Annotated in this window: 13 protein-coding genes; all 13 read left to right on the top strand. The window is 38.0% G+C overall.

All coding sequences use genetic code 11. From position 1 onward, the window contains the following. Positions 1-11 precede the first annotated feature (11 nt). On the top strand, positions 12-992 hold the full coding sequence (locus BKD12_RS02675; protein WP_070087779.1) for an LCP family protein: 981 nt from the start codon (positions 12-14) through the stop codon (positions 990-992). Positions 993-1,024: 32 nt separating this feature from the next. Then, complete coding sequence (locus BKD12_RS02670; protein WP_070087778.1) at positions 1,025-2,911, top strand: polysaccharide biosynthesis protein; 1,887 nt, start codon at positions 1,025-1,027, stop codon at positions 2,909-2,911. Continuing rightward, positions 2,908-3,597: a sugar transferase gene (locus BKD12_RS02665; RefSeq protein WP_083262801.1), complete on the top strand. Its 690-nt coding sequence runs from the start codon at positions 2,908-2,910 to the stop codon at positions 3,595-3,597. The genes BKD12_RS02670 and BKD12_RS02665 overlap by 4 nt, the downstream gene beginning before the upstream one ends. Next, on the top strand, positions 3,590-4,741 hold the full coding sequence (locus BKD12_RS02660) for a glycosyltransferase family 4 protein (RefSeq protein ID WP_070087777.1): 1,152 nt from the start codon (positions 3,590-3,592) through the stop codon (positions 4,739-4,741). The genes BKD12_RS02665 and BKD12_RS02660 overlap by 8 nt, the downstream gene beginning before the upstream one ends. Next, on the top strand, positions 4,717-5,826 hold the full coding sequence (locus BKD12_RS02655) for an EpsG family protein (protein WP_070087776.1): 1,110 nt from the start codon (positions 4,717-4,719) through the stop codon (positions 5,824-5,826). The genes BKD12_RS02660 and BKD12_RS02655 overlap by 25 nt, the downstream gene beginning before the upstream one ends. 50 nt (positions 5,827-5,876) lie before the next feature. After that, complete coding sequence (locus BKD12_RS02650; RefSeq protein ID WP_070087775.1) at positions 5,877-6,941, top strand: glycosyltransferase family 2 protein; 1,065 nt, start codon at positions 5,877-5,879, stop codon at positions 6,939-6,941. Positions 6,942-6,953: 12 nt separating this feature from the next. Then, positions 6,954-7,772: a glycosyltransferase gene (locus BKD12_RS02645; RefSeq protein WP_070087774.1), complete on the top strand. Its 819-nt coding sequence runs from the start codon at positions 6,954-6,956 to the stop codon at positions 7,770-7,772. A 14-nt stretch (positions 7,773-7,786) separates the two neighbouring features. Continuing rightward, entirely contained in the window at positions 7,787-8,494 is a 708-nt protein-coding gene (locus tag BKD12_RS02640) for a glycosyltransferase family 32 protein (protein WP_070087773.1), read from the top strand. Further along, positions 8,491-9,693: a glycosyltransferase gene (locus BKD12_RS02635; RefSeq protein ID WP_070087772.1), complete on the top strand. Its 1,203-nt coding sequence runs from the start codon at positions 8,491-8,493 to the stop codon at positions 9,691-9,693. Before BKD12_RS02640 ends, BKD12_RS02635 begins: the two co-directional genes overlap by 4 nt. Before the next feature lie 159 nt (positions 9,694-9,852). After that, on the top strand, positions 9,853-10,857 hold the full coding sequence (locus BKD12_RS02630) for a glycosyltransferase (protein WP_070087771.1): 1,005 nt from the start codon (positions 9,853-9,855) through the stop codon (positions 10,855-10,857). A gap of 11 nt (positions 10,858-10,868) precedes the next feature. After that, positions 10,869-11,897 (top strand): glycosyltransferase family 2 protein, encoded by a 1,029-nt coding sequence (locus tag BKD12_RS02625; RefSeq protein WP_070087770.1) that lies wholly within the window; start codon positions 10,869-10,871, stop codon positions 11,895-11,897. Continuing rightward, positions 11,875-13,041, top strand: coding sequence for a polysaccharide pyruvyl transferase family protein (locus BKD12_RS02620; RefSeq protein ID WP_070087769.1), 1,167 nt, complete (start codon positions 11,875-11,877; stop codon positions 13,039-13,041). Before BKD12_RS02625 ends, BKD12_RS02620 begins: the two co-directional genes overlap by 23 nt. Further along, positions 13,042-14,022: a glycosyltransferase family 2 protein gene (locus BKD12_RS02615; protein WP_070087768.1), complete on the top strand. Its 981-nt coding sequence runs from the start codon at positions 13,042-13,044 to the stop codon at positions 14,020-14,022. The last annotated feature ends 3 nt before the right edge of the window (positions 14,023-14,025 follow it).

Genomic DNA, 14,025 nt, shown 5'->3' with positions numbered 1-14,025 from the left:
AGGAAGCACCAATGAGAAAAGCAAAGACAAAAGCAAAAGGAAAAGGCTTATGGAACTGGATGAAGAGGCATAAGGTGGTCTCGACAATCCTGTGCCTGCTGATCCTGTGTTTCCTGGTTATGGCGATGTCGCTGGGTGTGCTTTTGTGGAATCTGAATAAGGATAATGTAGGGATCGTGGATGCGGACGACGTAGATCCCAATGCGGATGAAGTGCAGATTGCCAGAGAAGACCAGAAAAACAAGGACGTGATCAATGTCCTGCTGGTAGGCTCTGATTCCCGGGATCCGAATGCGGAGCTGGGACGTTCGGACACCATGATCCTGGCTTCCTTTAATAAGGCAGAAGGGAAAGCCACTGTTCTTTCCTTCCTTCGTGATTCACTGGTGGAGATCGACGGTCACGGACAGAGCAAGCTGGGCCACACCTTTGCTTACGGCGGCGTGGGTCTGACGATCAACACGATCAATCAACAGTTCGGTCTGGATGTGCAGGACTATGTGATCATTAATTTTGAAAATCTGGTAGAGATCATAGACCAGCTGGGAGGCATCCAGGTGATGCTGACAGAGGAAGAGGCGGCATATTACCGTGAAAACGGCATGCCCGATATTGTGGCAGGAAATGTTACTCTGACCGGATCCCAGGCACTGGCACATGCAAGGAACCGGAGCCTGGACAATGACTTCGGAAGAACCGAACGGCAGAGAGATGTCATTTACGGCATCTATAATAAAGTATTAGAACAGAGAAATGATCCATCCACACTGCTCTCTCTGATCCAGTTCTGTATGACGCAGGTATCCACAAACATGAGCGTGACAGAGCTGTATGAGATGGCGACGGATGTTTTAAGCGTCGACAATCTGAAGACGCAGCAGGCGGCGATCCCGACGGAAGGCACTTATGAATTCGGCACCTATGAGGAAATGTCGGTTTTGAATATAGACCTGGAGGCAAATAAGGATTATATCCAGGAGCTGCTTTATTAGAAACATTATTTTTAAGGTACAGAGGGATTGTTATGAGGGTTAATATACGAAGGTTTTACGGGAACAGGGAGGCCTTTATCAAAGGCATGGCGTTACTGCTCCTGGATGGTATTTTAATTATCGGCTGTATGGTCGGGGCACTCTGGCTCCGGGTAGACTTTAGTTTTGCCAATATTGACCCGATCTTCTGGGAGTCTGTGCGGAAGTATATGTGGATCAATGTGGGCTGCACAATCCTGATCAACGCTCTGTGCCGGCTGTATACCAGCCTGTGGCGTTTTGCCAGTCTGGAGGAGCTTAAAAATGCGATCATAGCGATCGGGTTATCCTCACTGCTGCAGTATCTGGGGATGCAGATATTAGATCTTCCGGTTCCGAGAAGCTATATTTTCATTTATGTCATGCTGCTGTCTGTATGTATAATAGTACCTCGGTTTTCTTATCGGTTTTTAAGAATCGCATATCGGAATCATGAAGTGATCTGGAAGACAAAACCAGTAGTGACGATGGTGATAGGAGCAGGAGCCGCCGGATATATGCTGGTGCGGGAAATGAAAAACAGCAAGCATTTAAACCGAAAAATCCCATGTATCATAGATGATGACCCGCAGAAGGTCGGAACCTATCTGCAGGGAATCCCCATCGTCGGGAAAAAAGAAGACATTCCTGAGATGGCAAAGAAATATAGTATTGAAGAAATCATTATCGCAATCCCGACATTGAAGGATCAGGATCAGAGAGAGCTCCTGGAGATCTGCCAGAAGACAGCCTGCAAGATCAAGATCCTGCCTGGAATCTACCAGATGGTCAATCAGGAGGTAGACGTATCTATGCTGAGGGACGTCAGCATAGAGGATCTGCTGGGAAGAGAACCGGTGGAGCTGTATATGGAGAAAATCGGCAGCTATCTCAAGGGTAAGGTTATCCTGGTAACCGGGGGCGGAGGGTCCATCGGCAGCGAGATCTGCCGGCAGGTGGCGCTTCACGGGCCGAAGCTTCTGATCATCTTGGATATCTATGAAAATAATGTATATGATATCCAGCTGGAGCTTAAGAAAAAGCATCCGGATTTAAATCTCGTTGTACTTATAGCGTCAGTGAGAGATAAGCACCGAATAGACGACATTTTTGAGACCTATCATCCGGACATTGTGTATCACGCGGCGGCGCATAAGCATGTACCGCTGATGGAGGACAGCCCGGACGAGGCGATCAAAAATAATGTAAAGGGCACTTATAATGTGGCAAGCGCCGCAAATAAGTACCATGTGCAGAAGATGGTCCTGATCTCCACGGACAAAGCGGTACGGCCTACTAATGTAATGGGGGCCTCCAAGCGGATCTGCGAGATGGTGATGGAGGTCTTCTCCGAGATCTCCAGTACCGAATATACAGCAGTGCGTTTTGGAAATGTGCTGGGAAGCAACGGCAGCGTAATCCCGATTTTCCGCCAGCAGATCAAGGCCGGAGGGCCAGTGACAGTAACCCATCCGGATATCATCCGTTACTTTATGACGATTCCAGAGGCCGTGAACCTGGTGCTCCAGTGCAGCGCCTACGCAAACGGCGGAGAGATCTTTATCCTGGACATGGGCGAGCCGGTGAAGATCGTGGATCTGGCAAAGAAGATGATCCGCTTAAGCGGCCATGTGCCGGGGGAGGATATCAAGATTGAATTTACCGGCTTACGTCCCGGAGAAAAGCTGTACGAGGAATTGCTGATCGATGAGAAGAACTTGATCGAGACTGACAATGAGAGGATCTTCGTGGCACAGATGGGCAGGATTGATGTGGAGGCAACCAGCCAGAAGATCGCGGACCTGATCCGGCATGCCTATGATGAAAGCAAGGATATCCGGGCGGAGATCAGGGAGCTGGTGCCGGAGTATCAAGAGAATGGAGAGGGAATAGGACAATGAAGCAGAGCGTGAAGAAGGCTGCAAAGCTGTATTATCCTCAATTTACATTATTCCAGAAACTATATATGAAGACACAGAGAGTGCTTAGCTTTGTCTGTGCACTGCTGGGGATTATTGTCCTGTCACCTGTTTTTCTAGTTCTTTGCATATGGATTGTACTGGACAGTGGTTTTCCAATCCTTTTCAAACAGGAACGTATAGCGAAGTCGAGAAATGATGGGACACCAGTATACTTCACAATATATAAATTCCGCACGATGTATACGGACACGCCGAAAGACATGCCGACGCATATGCTAAAGAACCCGGATGCGTTTATCACAAAAGCAGGGCATTTTCTACGGAAGACATCACTGGATGAGCTGCCGCAGCTTTTCAATGTGCTGAAAGGAGACATGAACCTGATCGGCCCCAGGCCGGCACTTTATAATCAGAAGGATCTGATGGCAGAGCGGGATAAATACGGTGCAGGCTTTGTACGGCCGGGAATTACAGGATTGGCCCAGGTGATGGGACGGGACGAACTGCCTATCGATGTGAAGGCCAGGTATGATGGAATTTATACCCAGCATGTAGGACCAGTGGAGGATATTTTTTGCCTGGTTCGGACGGTTGGTGTGGTGCTGACCAGCGATGGAGTCGTGGAAGGCGGCACAGGGAAGATGGAGGCAAAGGGAAGTGAGTAAAAAAGTATTAATCATTACGAACCATTCCTATATGCTTTATCAATTCCGCAAAGAGTTCATTGAAAAACTTCTGGAAGAATATGATGTAACTTTGAGTATGCCGTTCGTTGGTCATGAAGATGAGTTTGCCGAGATGGGCTGCAGATGTATTGAGACAGAAGTAGATCGCAGAGGGATAAATCCTGTAACAGATTTTAAGCTGCTGCAGTTCTATCATAAACTGATTAAAAATGAGAAACCAGATAAAGTGATTACATATTCTATCAAGCCCAATATTTATGCGGGTCTGGTCTGCAGTCATCAGAAGATTCCCTATTATGCGAATGTGCAGGGACTGGGAACGGCGTTCCAGAAAAAGCTTTTGTCACAATTTGTAGGGCTTCTATATAAGACGGCATTTCGAAAAGTAAAAGCGGTGCTTTTTGAGAACAGTAAAAATGCACAGGAGTTCCTTGATAGGAAACTTGTTGCACGGAATAAAATTGTTGTTCTAAACGGGGCAGGCGTAAACCTGGCACACTTCAGTTATCAGCCTTTTTCTGTCAGCGGAAAATCAGATAGGAGTATTCATTTTTTGTACCTCGGACGCATTATGAAAGAAAAAGGGATCGATGAACTTTTTGATGCTATGCGGAAACTTCATGCTGAGTACGGCGATAGGGTAGTGCTTGATATTGTTGGATTTTTTGAAGATGAATATAAAGACGCAGTAAAAAAAATGGTGGGAGATAACATTGCAGTATTTCACGGATTTCAAGAGGAGACAAGGCCATATTATACAATGGCAGACTGTGTTGTTCTTCCGTCTTATCATGAAGGCATGAGCAACGTGCTTTTGGAGGCTTCGGCAATGGGAAGACCGGTTATTACAAGTGATATCCCGGGATGCCGGGAGGCTGTGGAAGATGGAAAGAGTGGTTATCTGTGCGAAGTGAAGAATGCGGATATGCTCTATGAGAAGATGAAGCAGATGGCTGATAAGGGCGTGGAAGAACGGGATATGATGGGGAGATGTGCGAGGAAACGCATGGAAGAGATGTTTGACAAGAAGAAGATTGTTGAACAGACGGCAGAGATAATAGGCGGTAAAGATTACAGACAGTTGGTAGGAGAAAAGATATGCTTTCAAACGGATATATCCTGATATTAATATGGGTTGGAGTATTAGGGGCGCTTGCTGTAATGGCTCCAGAATGGATATATAGAACTGAATTTGTGAATGGTGAAAAAGTGCGGAGGGTGACTCCGCTTTTTGCCGTTGTGGCGGTGGCACCATTGGTGATTTGGGCTGGATTTAGAGGCGATGTGGGTGATACGCTATCTTATCGGCAAACATTTCAGAGTATGCCGTTATCTCTAGCCGGAATTACTAGTTATATGTCAAATATTACAAAAGATCAAGGGTTTTATGTTGCATCTATAATAATAAAAACTGTTATTAAGAATAGAGAAGCTTTGTACTTTATTATTGTTGCGGCAATCCAATGCTTTTTCCTGTTTAGAATTTACAGAAAATATTCTATATCCTTTTTGATTAGCTTTTTTTTATTCATTGCTTCTACAGATTTTATTTCATGGATTTTTAATGGAATGAGACAGTTTACTGCAGTTACTATAACAATTGCAGCGTTGCCATTTATTATAGAGAAAAAGTATTTAAAAGCAATATTAGTTATATTGTTTGCATCTTTATTTCATCAGAGTGCATTACTTGTGATACCTTTTGTCTTTATCGTTCAGGGAAAAGCGTGGAATAAAAAAACGATTCTATTTATTATAGCAGTAGTCATTGCAGTTTTATTTGTGGATAGATTTACTGATATTTTAGATTCAATGTTACAAGATACACAATATGAAAATGTGGTTTCAGATTGGGAATCTTGGCAGGATGATGGTACAAATGTACTACGTGTTTTGGTATATAGTGTTCCGGCAGTGTTATCATTAATAGGGCTCAGATATATACGAAGCGAAGATGATTCTGTTGCGAATATTTGTACCAATATGTCGATAGCTTCTAGTGGTCTGTATATTATATCTATGTTTACCAGTGGCATTTTTATAGGAAGACTGCCTATATATTTTTCGTTATATGGGTATTGCCTTATACCATGGTTAATAAAAAGTATGTTCACAAAAAAGTCGCAGACAATTATAGTCATTTTGATGATATTATTTTATATTGCTTTTTATTATTATCAGGTACATCTGACTTGGAATTTGGTCTAAAAGGAACGTTTCTATATCTTTTAGAACTTATAAAAAGGAGATTATAAGGAATGGAAAATATAATAAAGCAGCCTTGTGTATCGATTATTGTTCCAATTTATAATATTGAAGAGTATTTGAAACAATGTATAGAAAGTTTAGTTTCTCAAACATATGAAAACTTGCAGATTATTTTGGTTGATGATGGTTCTATCGACCATTCTGGTGAATTATGTGATCAGTTTGCTGAAGCTGACAAAAGGATTATTACTATACATAAAGAAAATGGAGGGTTAACATCCGCACGAAAGGCCGGTATAGAAACAGCAGTAGGAGAATATGTAATGGTTGTTGACGGTGATGATTGGCTGGATGTTAATACCGTTGAACAATGTGTAACAGTTGCACTTGTGAATCATTCTGATTGTGTGATGTTTGGCTATATAAGAGAATATGGTGATAACAGTATAGAAAATCCACTTTTTGAAAAGGATTTTGTATATGATTGCAAGGAATCCAAAGAAAAAATATTTAGAAGATTGATTGGACCAATAGGAACTGAACTGAACCATCCCGAAAAACTAGATAATTTTGGGACTATTTGTATGAAATTATATAAATACGAAACTATAAGAAAAGGTAAATTTGTTAGCGAGCGGGAAATTGGTACAAATGAGGATACAGTATTTAATATATATGCCTTGAGACATTGTAACAGTATCACTTATATTAATAAATGTTTTTATCATTATAGGAAAACCAATCAACAATCTATAACTATGAAATATAAACCTGATTTATGTAATAAATGGGATAAAATGTATCAAGAAATTTATAGTTGCATAAAACAGGAAGATACGCCAGAGCTGTACTGTAAAGCTTTTTATAATAGGATTGCCTGTGGGATGATTGGGCTTGGTTTAAATGAGGTAATTGCCAAGGATTCACTGTTAAGCATTAGAAAAAGAATTGCAGAGATACTTATGAAGAAGATATATCGAAAAGCATTTTGGAGGCTGGAGATTACATATTGTCCCGTTTATTGGAAATTCTTCTTCATATTGTGTAGATTTAGATGTTCTCTACTTCTTGTTTTTCTGCTTAAGGTTATGAATATATTGAGAACTTGGAAATAAAGAGGAAAAATAATGAACAAAGTATCAATAATTATGGGAATATATAATTGCGAAGCCACTTTATCCGAAGCAATAGAATCAATTCTAGGACAGACGTATCAGGAATGGGAATTAATTATGTGTGATGACGGTTCCACAGATGCTACATATAGTGTGGCAGAGAAATACACGAAACAGTTTAGTGATAAAATGATTTTGCTGAAAAATTCTGTAAATAAGGGTCTGAATTATACACTTAATAAATGTTTGAAAGTAGCTACTGGAGAATATGTCGCTAGAATGGATGGAGATGATATTTCATTACCCAAACGTTTGGAAAAGGAAGCAGATTTTTTGGACACTCATCCTGAATATGCAATTGTAAGTACACCTATGATTTTTTTTGACGAAAATGGAGATTGGGGACGTAGTTATTCGATCGAGAAACCACAAAAAAAGGATTTTATTAAGCATAGTCCGGTATTTTGCCATGCGCCATGCATGATTCGGAAAAAAGCATATTTAGATGTAAAAGGATATACGGTAGATAAGAGAATGCTTCGCTTCGAAGACGTGAATTTGTGGTACAAATTATATTCAAAAGGTTATATAGGATACAATTTAAGTGAACCCTTGTATAAAATGCGTGATGATATAAATGCAGTTCGGCGGAGAAGTCTTAGGTCCCGAATGAATGGCGTATATGTTACATATGTGGGTTTTAGATTATTTGGGTTCCCTTGGTATATGTATAGGTATGTGGTATTAGATTTTATTAAGCATTTGATAAAAGGAGTTATTCCTGAAAGGCTATATATTTTTATCCATAAAAAATCAGTTAAAAAATGGTGAGCTAAGGAGAACTTATGATTCCAAAAAAAATACACTATTGCTGGTTTGGCAATAATGAAAAAAATAAATTAGTAAGAAAATGTATAGAGAGTTGGAAAAGATATTGTTCGGATTATGAAATAATCGAATGGAATGAATATAATTTTGATTTAAAGCAGCACCCATATCTTCAATGGTGCTATGATAATAAAAAGTGGGCCTTTCTAAGTGACTTTGCCAGGCTTCTGATTATAAAGCAAAATGGTGGAATTTACTTTGACACAGATGTAGAATTGCTGAAAAGACCAGATGAATTCTTAAATGCGGAAGCGTTTTATGGATTTGAGAATGATAAAAATATTGCAACGGGCTTGGGATTTGGGGCAGAAGCAAACCACAGAACCATCAATGCGATGGTAGAGGTTTACATGAACTTAAAAGAAAATGACGACGGATCATATCCTACAGTAGTATGTCCGGCATTAAATACAGAGGCCCTTACACCTTTAGGATTGCAATTAAATGGGAAACGACAAAATGTAGCAGGAGCAGAAATTTTACCAGTTGATTACTTGAATCCATATGATGATCAAACTGGAATACTTAAAAAAACGGATAATACCATTTCAATTCATTGGTATTCAAAATGCTGGTTGGATAAGAAGACAATTTTGCGCAGTAAGATTACAAAACCGTTTCACAGAATTTTTGGAGTTGATTGTTTCAGGAAATTTAAAAGATGAAAAAGAAAATATTAATTGTTTCACACGCTCTGGAATTAGGAGGGGCGGAACGCAGCTTAATTGGTTTGTTGGAAGCCCTTGACTATGAAAATTATCAGGTTGATTTGTTTTTGTTAAGACATGAAGGAGAATTACTTACAGATATTCCAGAAGGCGTAAGACTATTACCAGAGATTCCAGCATATACAGTTTTAGCAAGACCAATGGTACAGACTTTGAAAGAAGGTCATGTGCTACTTACACTAGCACGTCTGTTTGGAAAAATAAAGGCAATATGCTTTGATAAAAAAAACAGTTGTACCGAAAGTGCAGTAGCGCTTGAATATAGTCATAAATACACATTTAAATTTATGCCAAGGATTCAGGCGAATGAAGAGTATGATTTAGCTATCAGTTTTTTGACACCACATTATATTGTGGCTAATAAAGTTCAAGCTAAAAAGAAGATTGCCTGGATACATACCGATTATTCGAGAGTAGCAGTTGATATCTCTTCAGAAGAAAGAATGTGGGGAGCATATGATAATATTATATCAATATCAGATGCCGTTACAGATAGTTTTGTCAGGGTGTTTCCTAGTTTAAAGAAGAAAATTGTTTTGATTGAAAATATATTGCCGGAACAATTAATCAGAAGACAGGCTGAAAAATTTGATGCAACAGAGGAGATGCCAGAACGAAACGTGCGGTTGCTATCTATTGGACGATTTTGTTATCAAAAAAATTTTGATAGTATACCATCCCTGTGTAAATTGTTATTAAAAAAGGGTATAAATGTCCGCTGGTATATAATTGGATTTGGACCAGACGAAGAATTGATCAGAAAGAAAATTGAAGAAAATCAAATGCAGAATTTCGTTATTATCTTGGGAAAGAGGGAAAATCCTTATCCTTATATTAAAGAATGTGATATATATATTCAACCTTCTCGATATGAAGGAAAATCAGTTACTGTTAGAGAAGCGCAAATGTTAGGCAAACCAGTGATTATCACGTCATATACCACTGCTATTAGCCAATTAAAGGCAGGAGTAGATGGTATTATTGTACCGATTGATAATCAAGAGTGTGCTGATGGAATTGCTACATTAATTAGAAATAAAGAAAAGATGGAAGATCTGATTAGAAATTGTAAGGAAAGAGATTATTCTAATTATTCAGAAATAAATAAAATATATAAAATGATTGAAAAGAGTTGATTTAGAATTCAAAACTTTACAGATCATTCGGCATAGATACTGGTAGGATGTTGCTCGATTGGGGAAAAGGGAAAATACTTGAAAGTAATAAAGTGAATTGTTCATACACAAGAAACTAAAAGAAGAAAATCTAATTATATTAAGGAGAAAGAAGGAAATATGCCGTTAGTTAGTATAATAGTTCCGGTATATAAAGTTGAAAAATATTTGAAACGCTGTGTGGACAGTTTGACAAATCAGACTTTGAGAGACATAGAGATCATTTTGGTGGATGACGGAAGTCCGGATAACAGCGGAAAAATCTGTGACAGTTTACAAGAAAAAGATTGCCGTATAAAGGTTATACATAAAAGTAATGGTGGCTTAAGCAGTGCACGTAATGCGGGGGTAAAAATCGCGCAGGGACAATACATTGGTTTTGTTGACTCAGATGATGATGTGGCATTAGATATGTATGAAAAAATGTATAGTGTTGCAAAACGAGAAAATGTCGACTTTGTCATGTCAGATTATCAACGTATTTGTGCTGATGGTACATATTATTTAAAAACTTTGGATATACCTGCCGGGCTTTATGAAAAGAACCAGATACGTAGAATGATTTTTCCTAATTTAATTATGGGAGAAAAAATTGAGTATGGTCCCTTTCTTTCAGTATGGCATTGCTTATACCGTACAGACTTTTTACGCCAGAATAATTTATATTTTGATGAGAAAGTACGCTGGTCGGAAGATAATATTTTCAGTGCAATTGCGGGATATTGTTGTGAGCGATTCTATTATATGAAGGGAGAAGGCCTTTATCATTATTATCAGAATCAAGGAACGATAACAACATCTTATCGGAGTGGGGCTTGGAAGGTATATTGTACAATGAATGAACATCTGCACAATTTTTTTGATTCCATAAAAGATTTTGATTTTAGCAGACAGCTAAAGCTTCATATGATTTATTATGCTTGTAATTGTATTGGACAGGAACTAACATTGCCGAAATTAGAAGCTAAACGAAGAATAAGAAATATTCTAGAAACAAGACAATTAAGAGATTCTTTTACGGATCTTAAAATGCCTCGGGTAGGTATAAAGTTAAAAATACAGTTATATTTGATGAAATATAGACAGACAGACCTCTTGTATAGAATTAAGAAAGCAAAGGATTAAAGGGAAATTTTATGCCAAAGGTATCAATCATTGTTCCGTTATTTAACAAAAGTAAATACATAGCAGCAACATTAGAATCCATTTTGCAGCAGAAGTTTGATGATTATGAAGTTATTATTATAAATGACGGATCAACAGATGAAAGCCCCCAAATTGTGGAAGAATATGCAGAGAAAGATCACAGGATTTGTTTGATTAATATTCCTAACGGCGGTGTTTCAAATGCGAGAAATGTTGGTTTAAAGTATGCTCGGGGAGAGTGGATACAGTTTTTAGATGGCGATGATCTTATAGACCCTCAATATTTATCAGAAGGTATAGCATTGGCAGAAAGTGCTGGCGTTGACATACTTTTCACCAATTTTCAGATGATCGATGAAAACGGTAAATTGGTAAAGGAAGTTTTTAATCAATATCAAGGGACCGCAGATCAGGAAGGGCTGTGTAGGAATTTTATTGAATATCAGTACGAAAATGGTTTTTTTGGCTATATTTCAAATAAGCTGATAAGAAGAAAACTGCTGGAAAAATCTAAGACAGTGTTTCCCATAGAAATCAGCCTTGCAGAGGATTTAGATTTTTATGCGCATTTGTACCCATATGTTCAAAAGGCATATTTTGCGCCTATAAACAGCTTTTTTTATTTGCAGACAGATACAAATTATCAGAATAATAGTATGATTGATTATTACAGTCAACTTATAGTACATCTGGATATAAAAAGGTGGTTTGTAACGACAAATCAATATTCACAATATCAAAAGATACTTGACCGAAAAGTTGGGGAATATGTTTATTTTGTGCTTTTTCATACAAATGAAAGTGGGAAGAGAATAAAAGGGTATTTTAGTAAAATTGGAAAGAGTGATGAAATTTTAGAGTGTATTCATCCTGAGCAGTTTAGTGGTTTTATCAGATGGCTTCTTAAAGCAGTTGCAAAGAAAAGTTATAATACAGCTTTAATATTATTGAATGGCAGAAAGATGATAAGGGGGATTTACAGGAGGTTAAGGAAAAATGGGCGAAATATTCCTTTATAATCACGGAGGCAGTGCTAATCATGGCTGTGAGGCGCTTGTACGCAGTATATGCATTTTAATGCAGCAGGAAAACAAGATGAAGCTATTGTCCGAGGCACCGCAACAGGATTTTCATTATGGGCTTCAAGAAGTGGCAGATATTCAGCCGGGAATGCAGGCATATTCCAAACTTAATGTTGATTTCTTACAAGCATATTTTCAGTTAAAGAAAAACAGAAACTATTTTCCAATGGATATTCTTCCTTATAGGAAAAGTATAAAATCTTTGAAAAAGGGAGCGGTAGAAATATCTGTGGGAGGAGACATTTACTGCTATGATGATTATCCCAAATTTATTAAATTGCATGAGCTGATTTCAAAAAGGGGATGTAAATCGATTTTATTGGGATGCTCTTTAGAAAAGCAGCTTTTTGATGATCCGCTTTTTATTGAAGATATGAAGCGTTACGATTACATATCGGCAAGAGAATCTTTGACATATCAATTGCTAAAGGACAATGGCCTGGCTAATATTGGTCTCAATCCAGATTCAGCGTTTACCCTTCCGGCAGAATATCTTCCATTACCTGAAGGATTTGTAGAAAACAATACTATCGGACTTAATGTAAGCCCGCTGGTTATTAGGAAAGAATCCAGAAAAGGAATTGTGTATGATAATTTTGTATATATGATGCAATGGATTTTAGAAAATACAGAATGTGCTATTGCATTGATTCCTCATGTGGTGTGGGAGGATAATGATGATAGAACTGTCCTGAGAGAGTTGTACAATAAATTTAAAAACACTGGCCGTGTAGTGCTTATTGATGATTGTAATTGTATGCAGTTAAAAGGTTATATTTCCAGATGTCGGTTTTTTGTTGGTGCGAGAACCCATGCAACAATTGCGGCATATTCCACGGGAGTACCAACCTTGGTGCTGGGATATTCTATTAAATCTCGGGGAATTGCCAAAGATCTGTTTGGAACAGAAAAAAATTATGTGATTTCGGTCCAGGATTTAAGAGAAAAGGAAAACTTGATTGAGGCATTCAGGTGGATATTTGAGCATGAACATGAAATTAAAGGACATCTTGAAAAAGTGATGGATGAATATGTAGAAAGGGCTAGAAACATAAAGAATATAATCAGGAGTATTGGGTAAATGGATTTAATTACAGTTATTATACCGATTTATAAAGCAGAAGAATACTTAGATAGATGTATTATTTCTGTTGTCTGTCAGACATATCGAAATCTTGAAATTATTCTTATTGATGATGGATCTCCGGATCGGTGTCCGGAGATCTGTGATAAATGGGCTCAAAAAGACAGTCGTATTAAAGTTATACATCAAGTCAATAAAGGAATAAGCGGAGCAAGAAATATAGGTATAGCTAATGCTAATGGAAAATATATTCTTATGGTTGACAGTGATGATTACCTATATGATGGTATGATTGAAGTTATGCATAAAACACTTGTAGAGGAAGATACAGATTTAGCAATCTGTGATTTCCAAAAAGGTGTTGAGAATTCATTTCAGTTTACATACTGTACCGGAATTCCTATTGAAGTAATCGATGGGGAAACCGCATTGTATCGTATATATTCAGGGAGCGACAAAGCTTTACAGTATGTTGCTCCTTGGGGGAAATTATATAAAAAAGAGCTTTTTGATAAAATTCAATATCCGGAGGGCAAAATTTTTGAGGACATTTTTGTCACACATCAAATATTATTTCGGTGTAAAAAAATTGCTGTAATTCCACAAAAATTGACCTACTATTTTCAGAACCCAACAAGTATTATGAATAAAGAATTTCATGTGGGAAAGTTGGATTATCTTCCAGCATTAAAGCAACGCATCGAATTCTATCATATACATCATTTGAGAGAACTTGAAGAGATAGCTTATGACGAATATCTTCATGCTTTGATTTGGGAGTATTCCCGTGTAAAGGGTTTGTTAGATGATAAGGCGAAAATGAGATATATCGTCTTATGTTATCGGTCCATTTATAAAAAAGGATATGCGAGCAAACGTTATCCAAATGAAAATGCATTTTTCTTGGGTGCTTTTAATTTGAATCCTGAATTGATTATTCTATATTGGAAAATATCTGCGAAGTTAAAAAATTGTTAGGAA

Origin of the sequence: Merdimonas faecis (genome assembly GCF_001754075.1) — a bacterium.
GTDB lineage: Bacteria > Bacillota > Clostridia > Lachnospirales > Lachnospiraceae > Merdimonas > Merdimonas faecis.
This window is presented reverse-complemented; position numbering and strand designations above follow the sequence as displayed.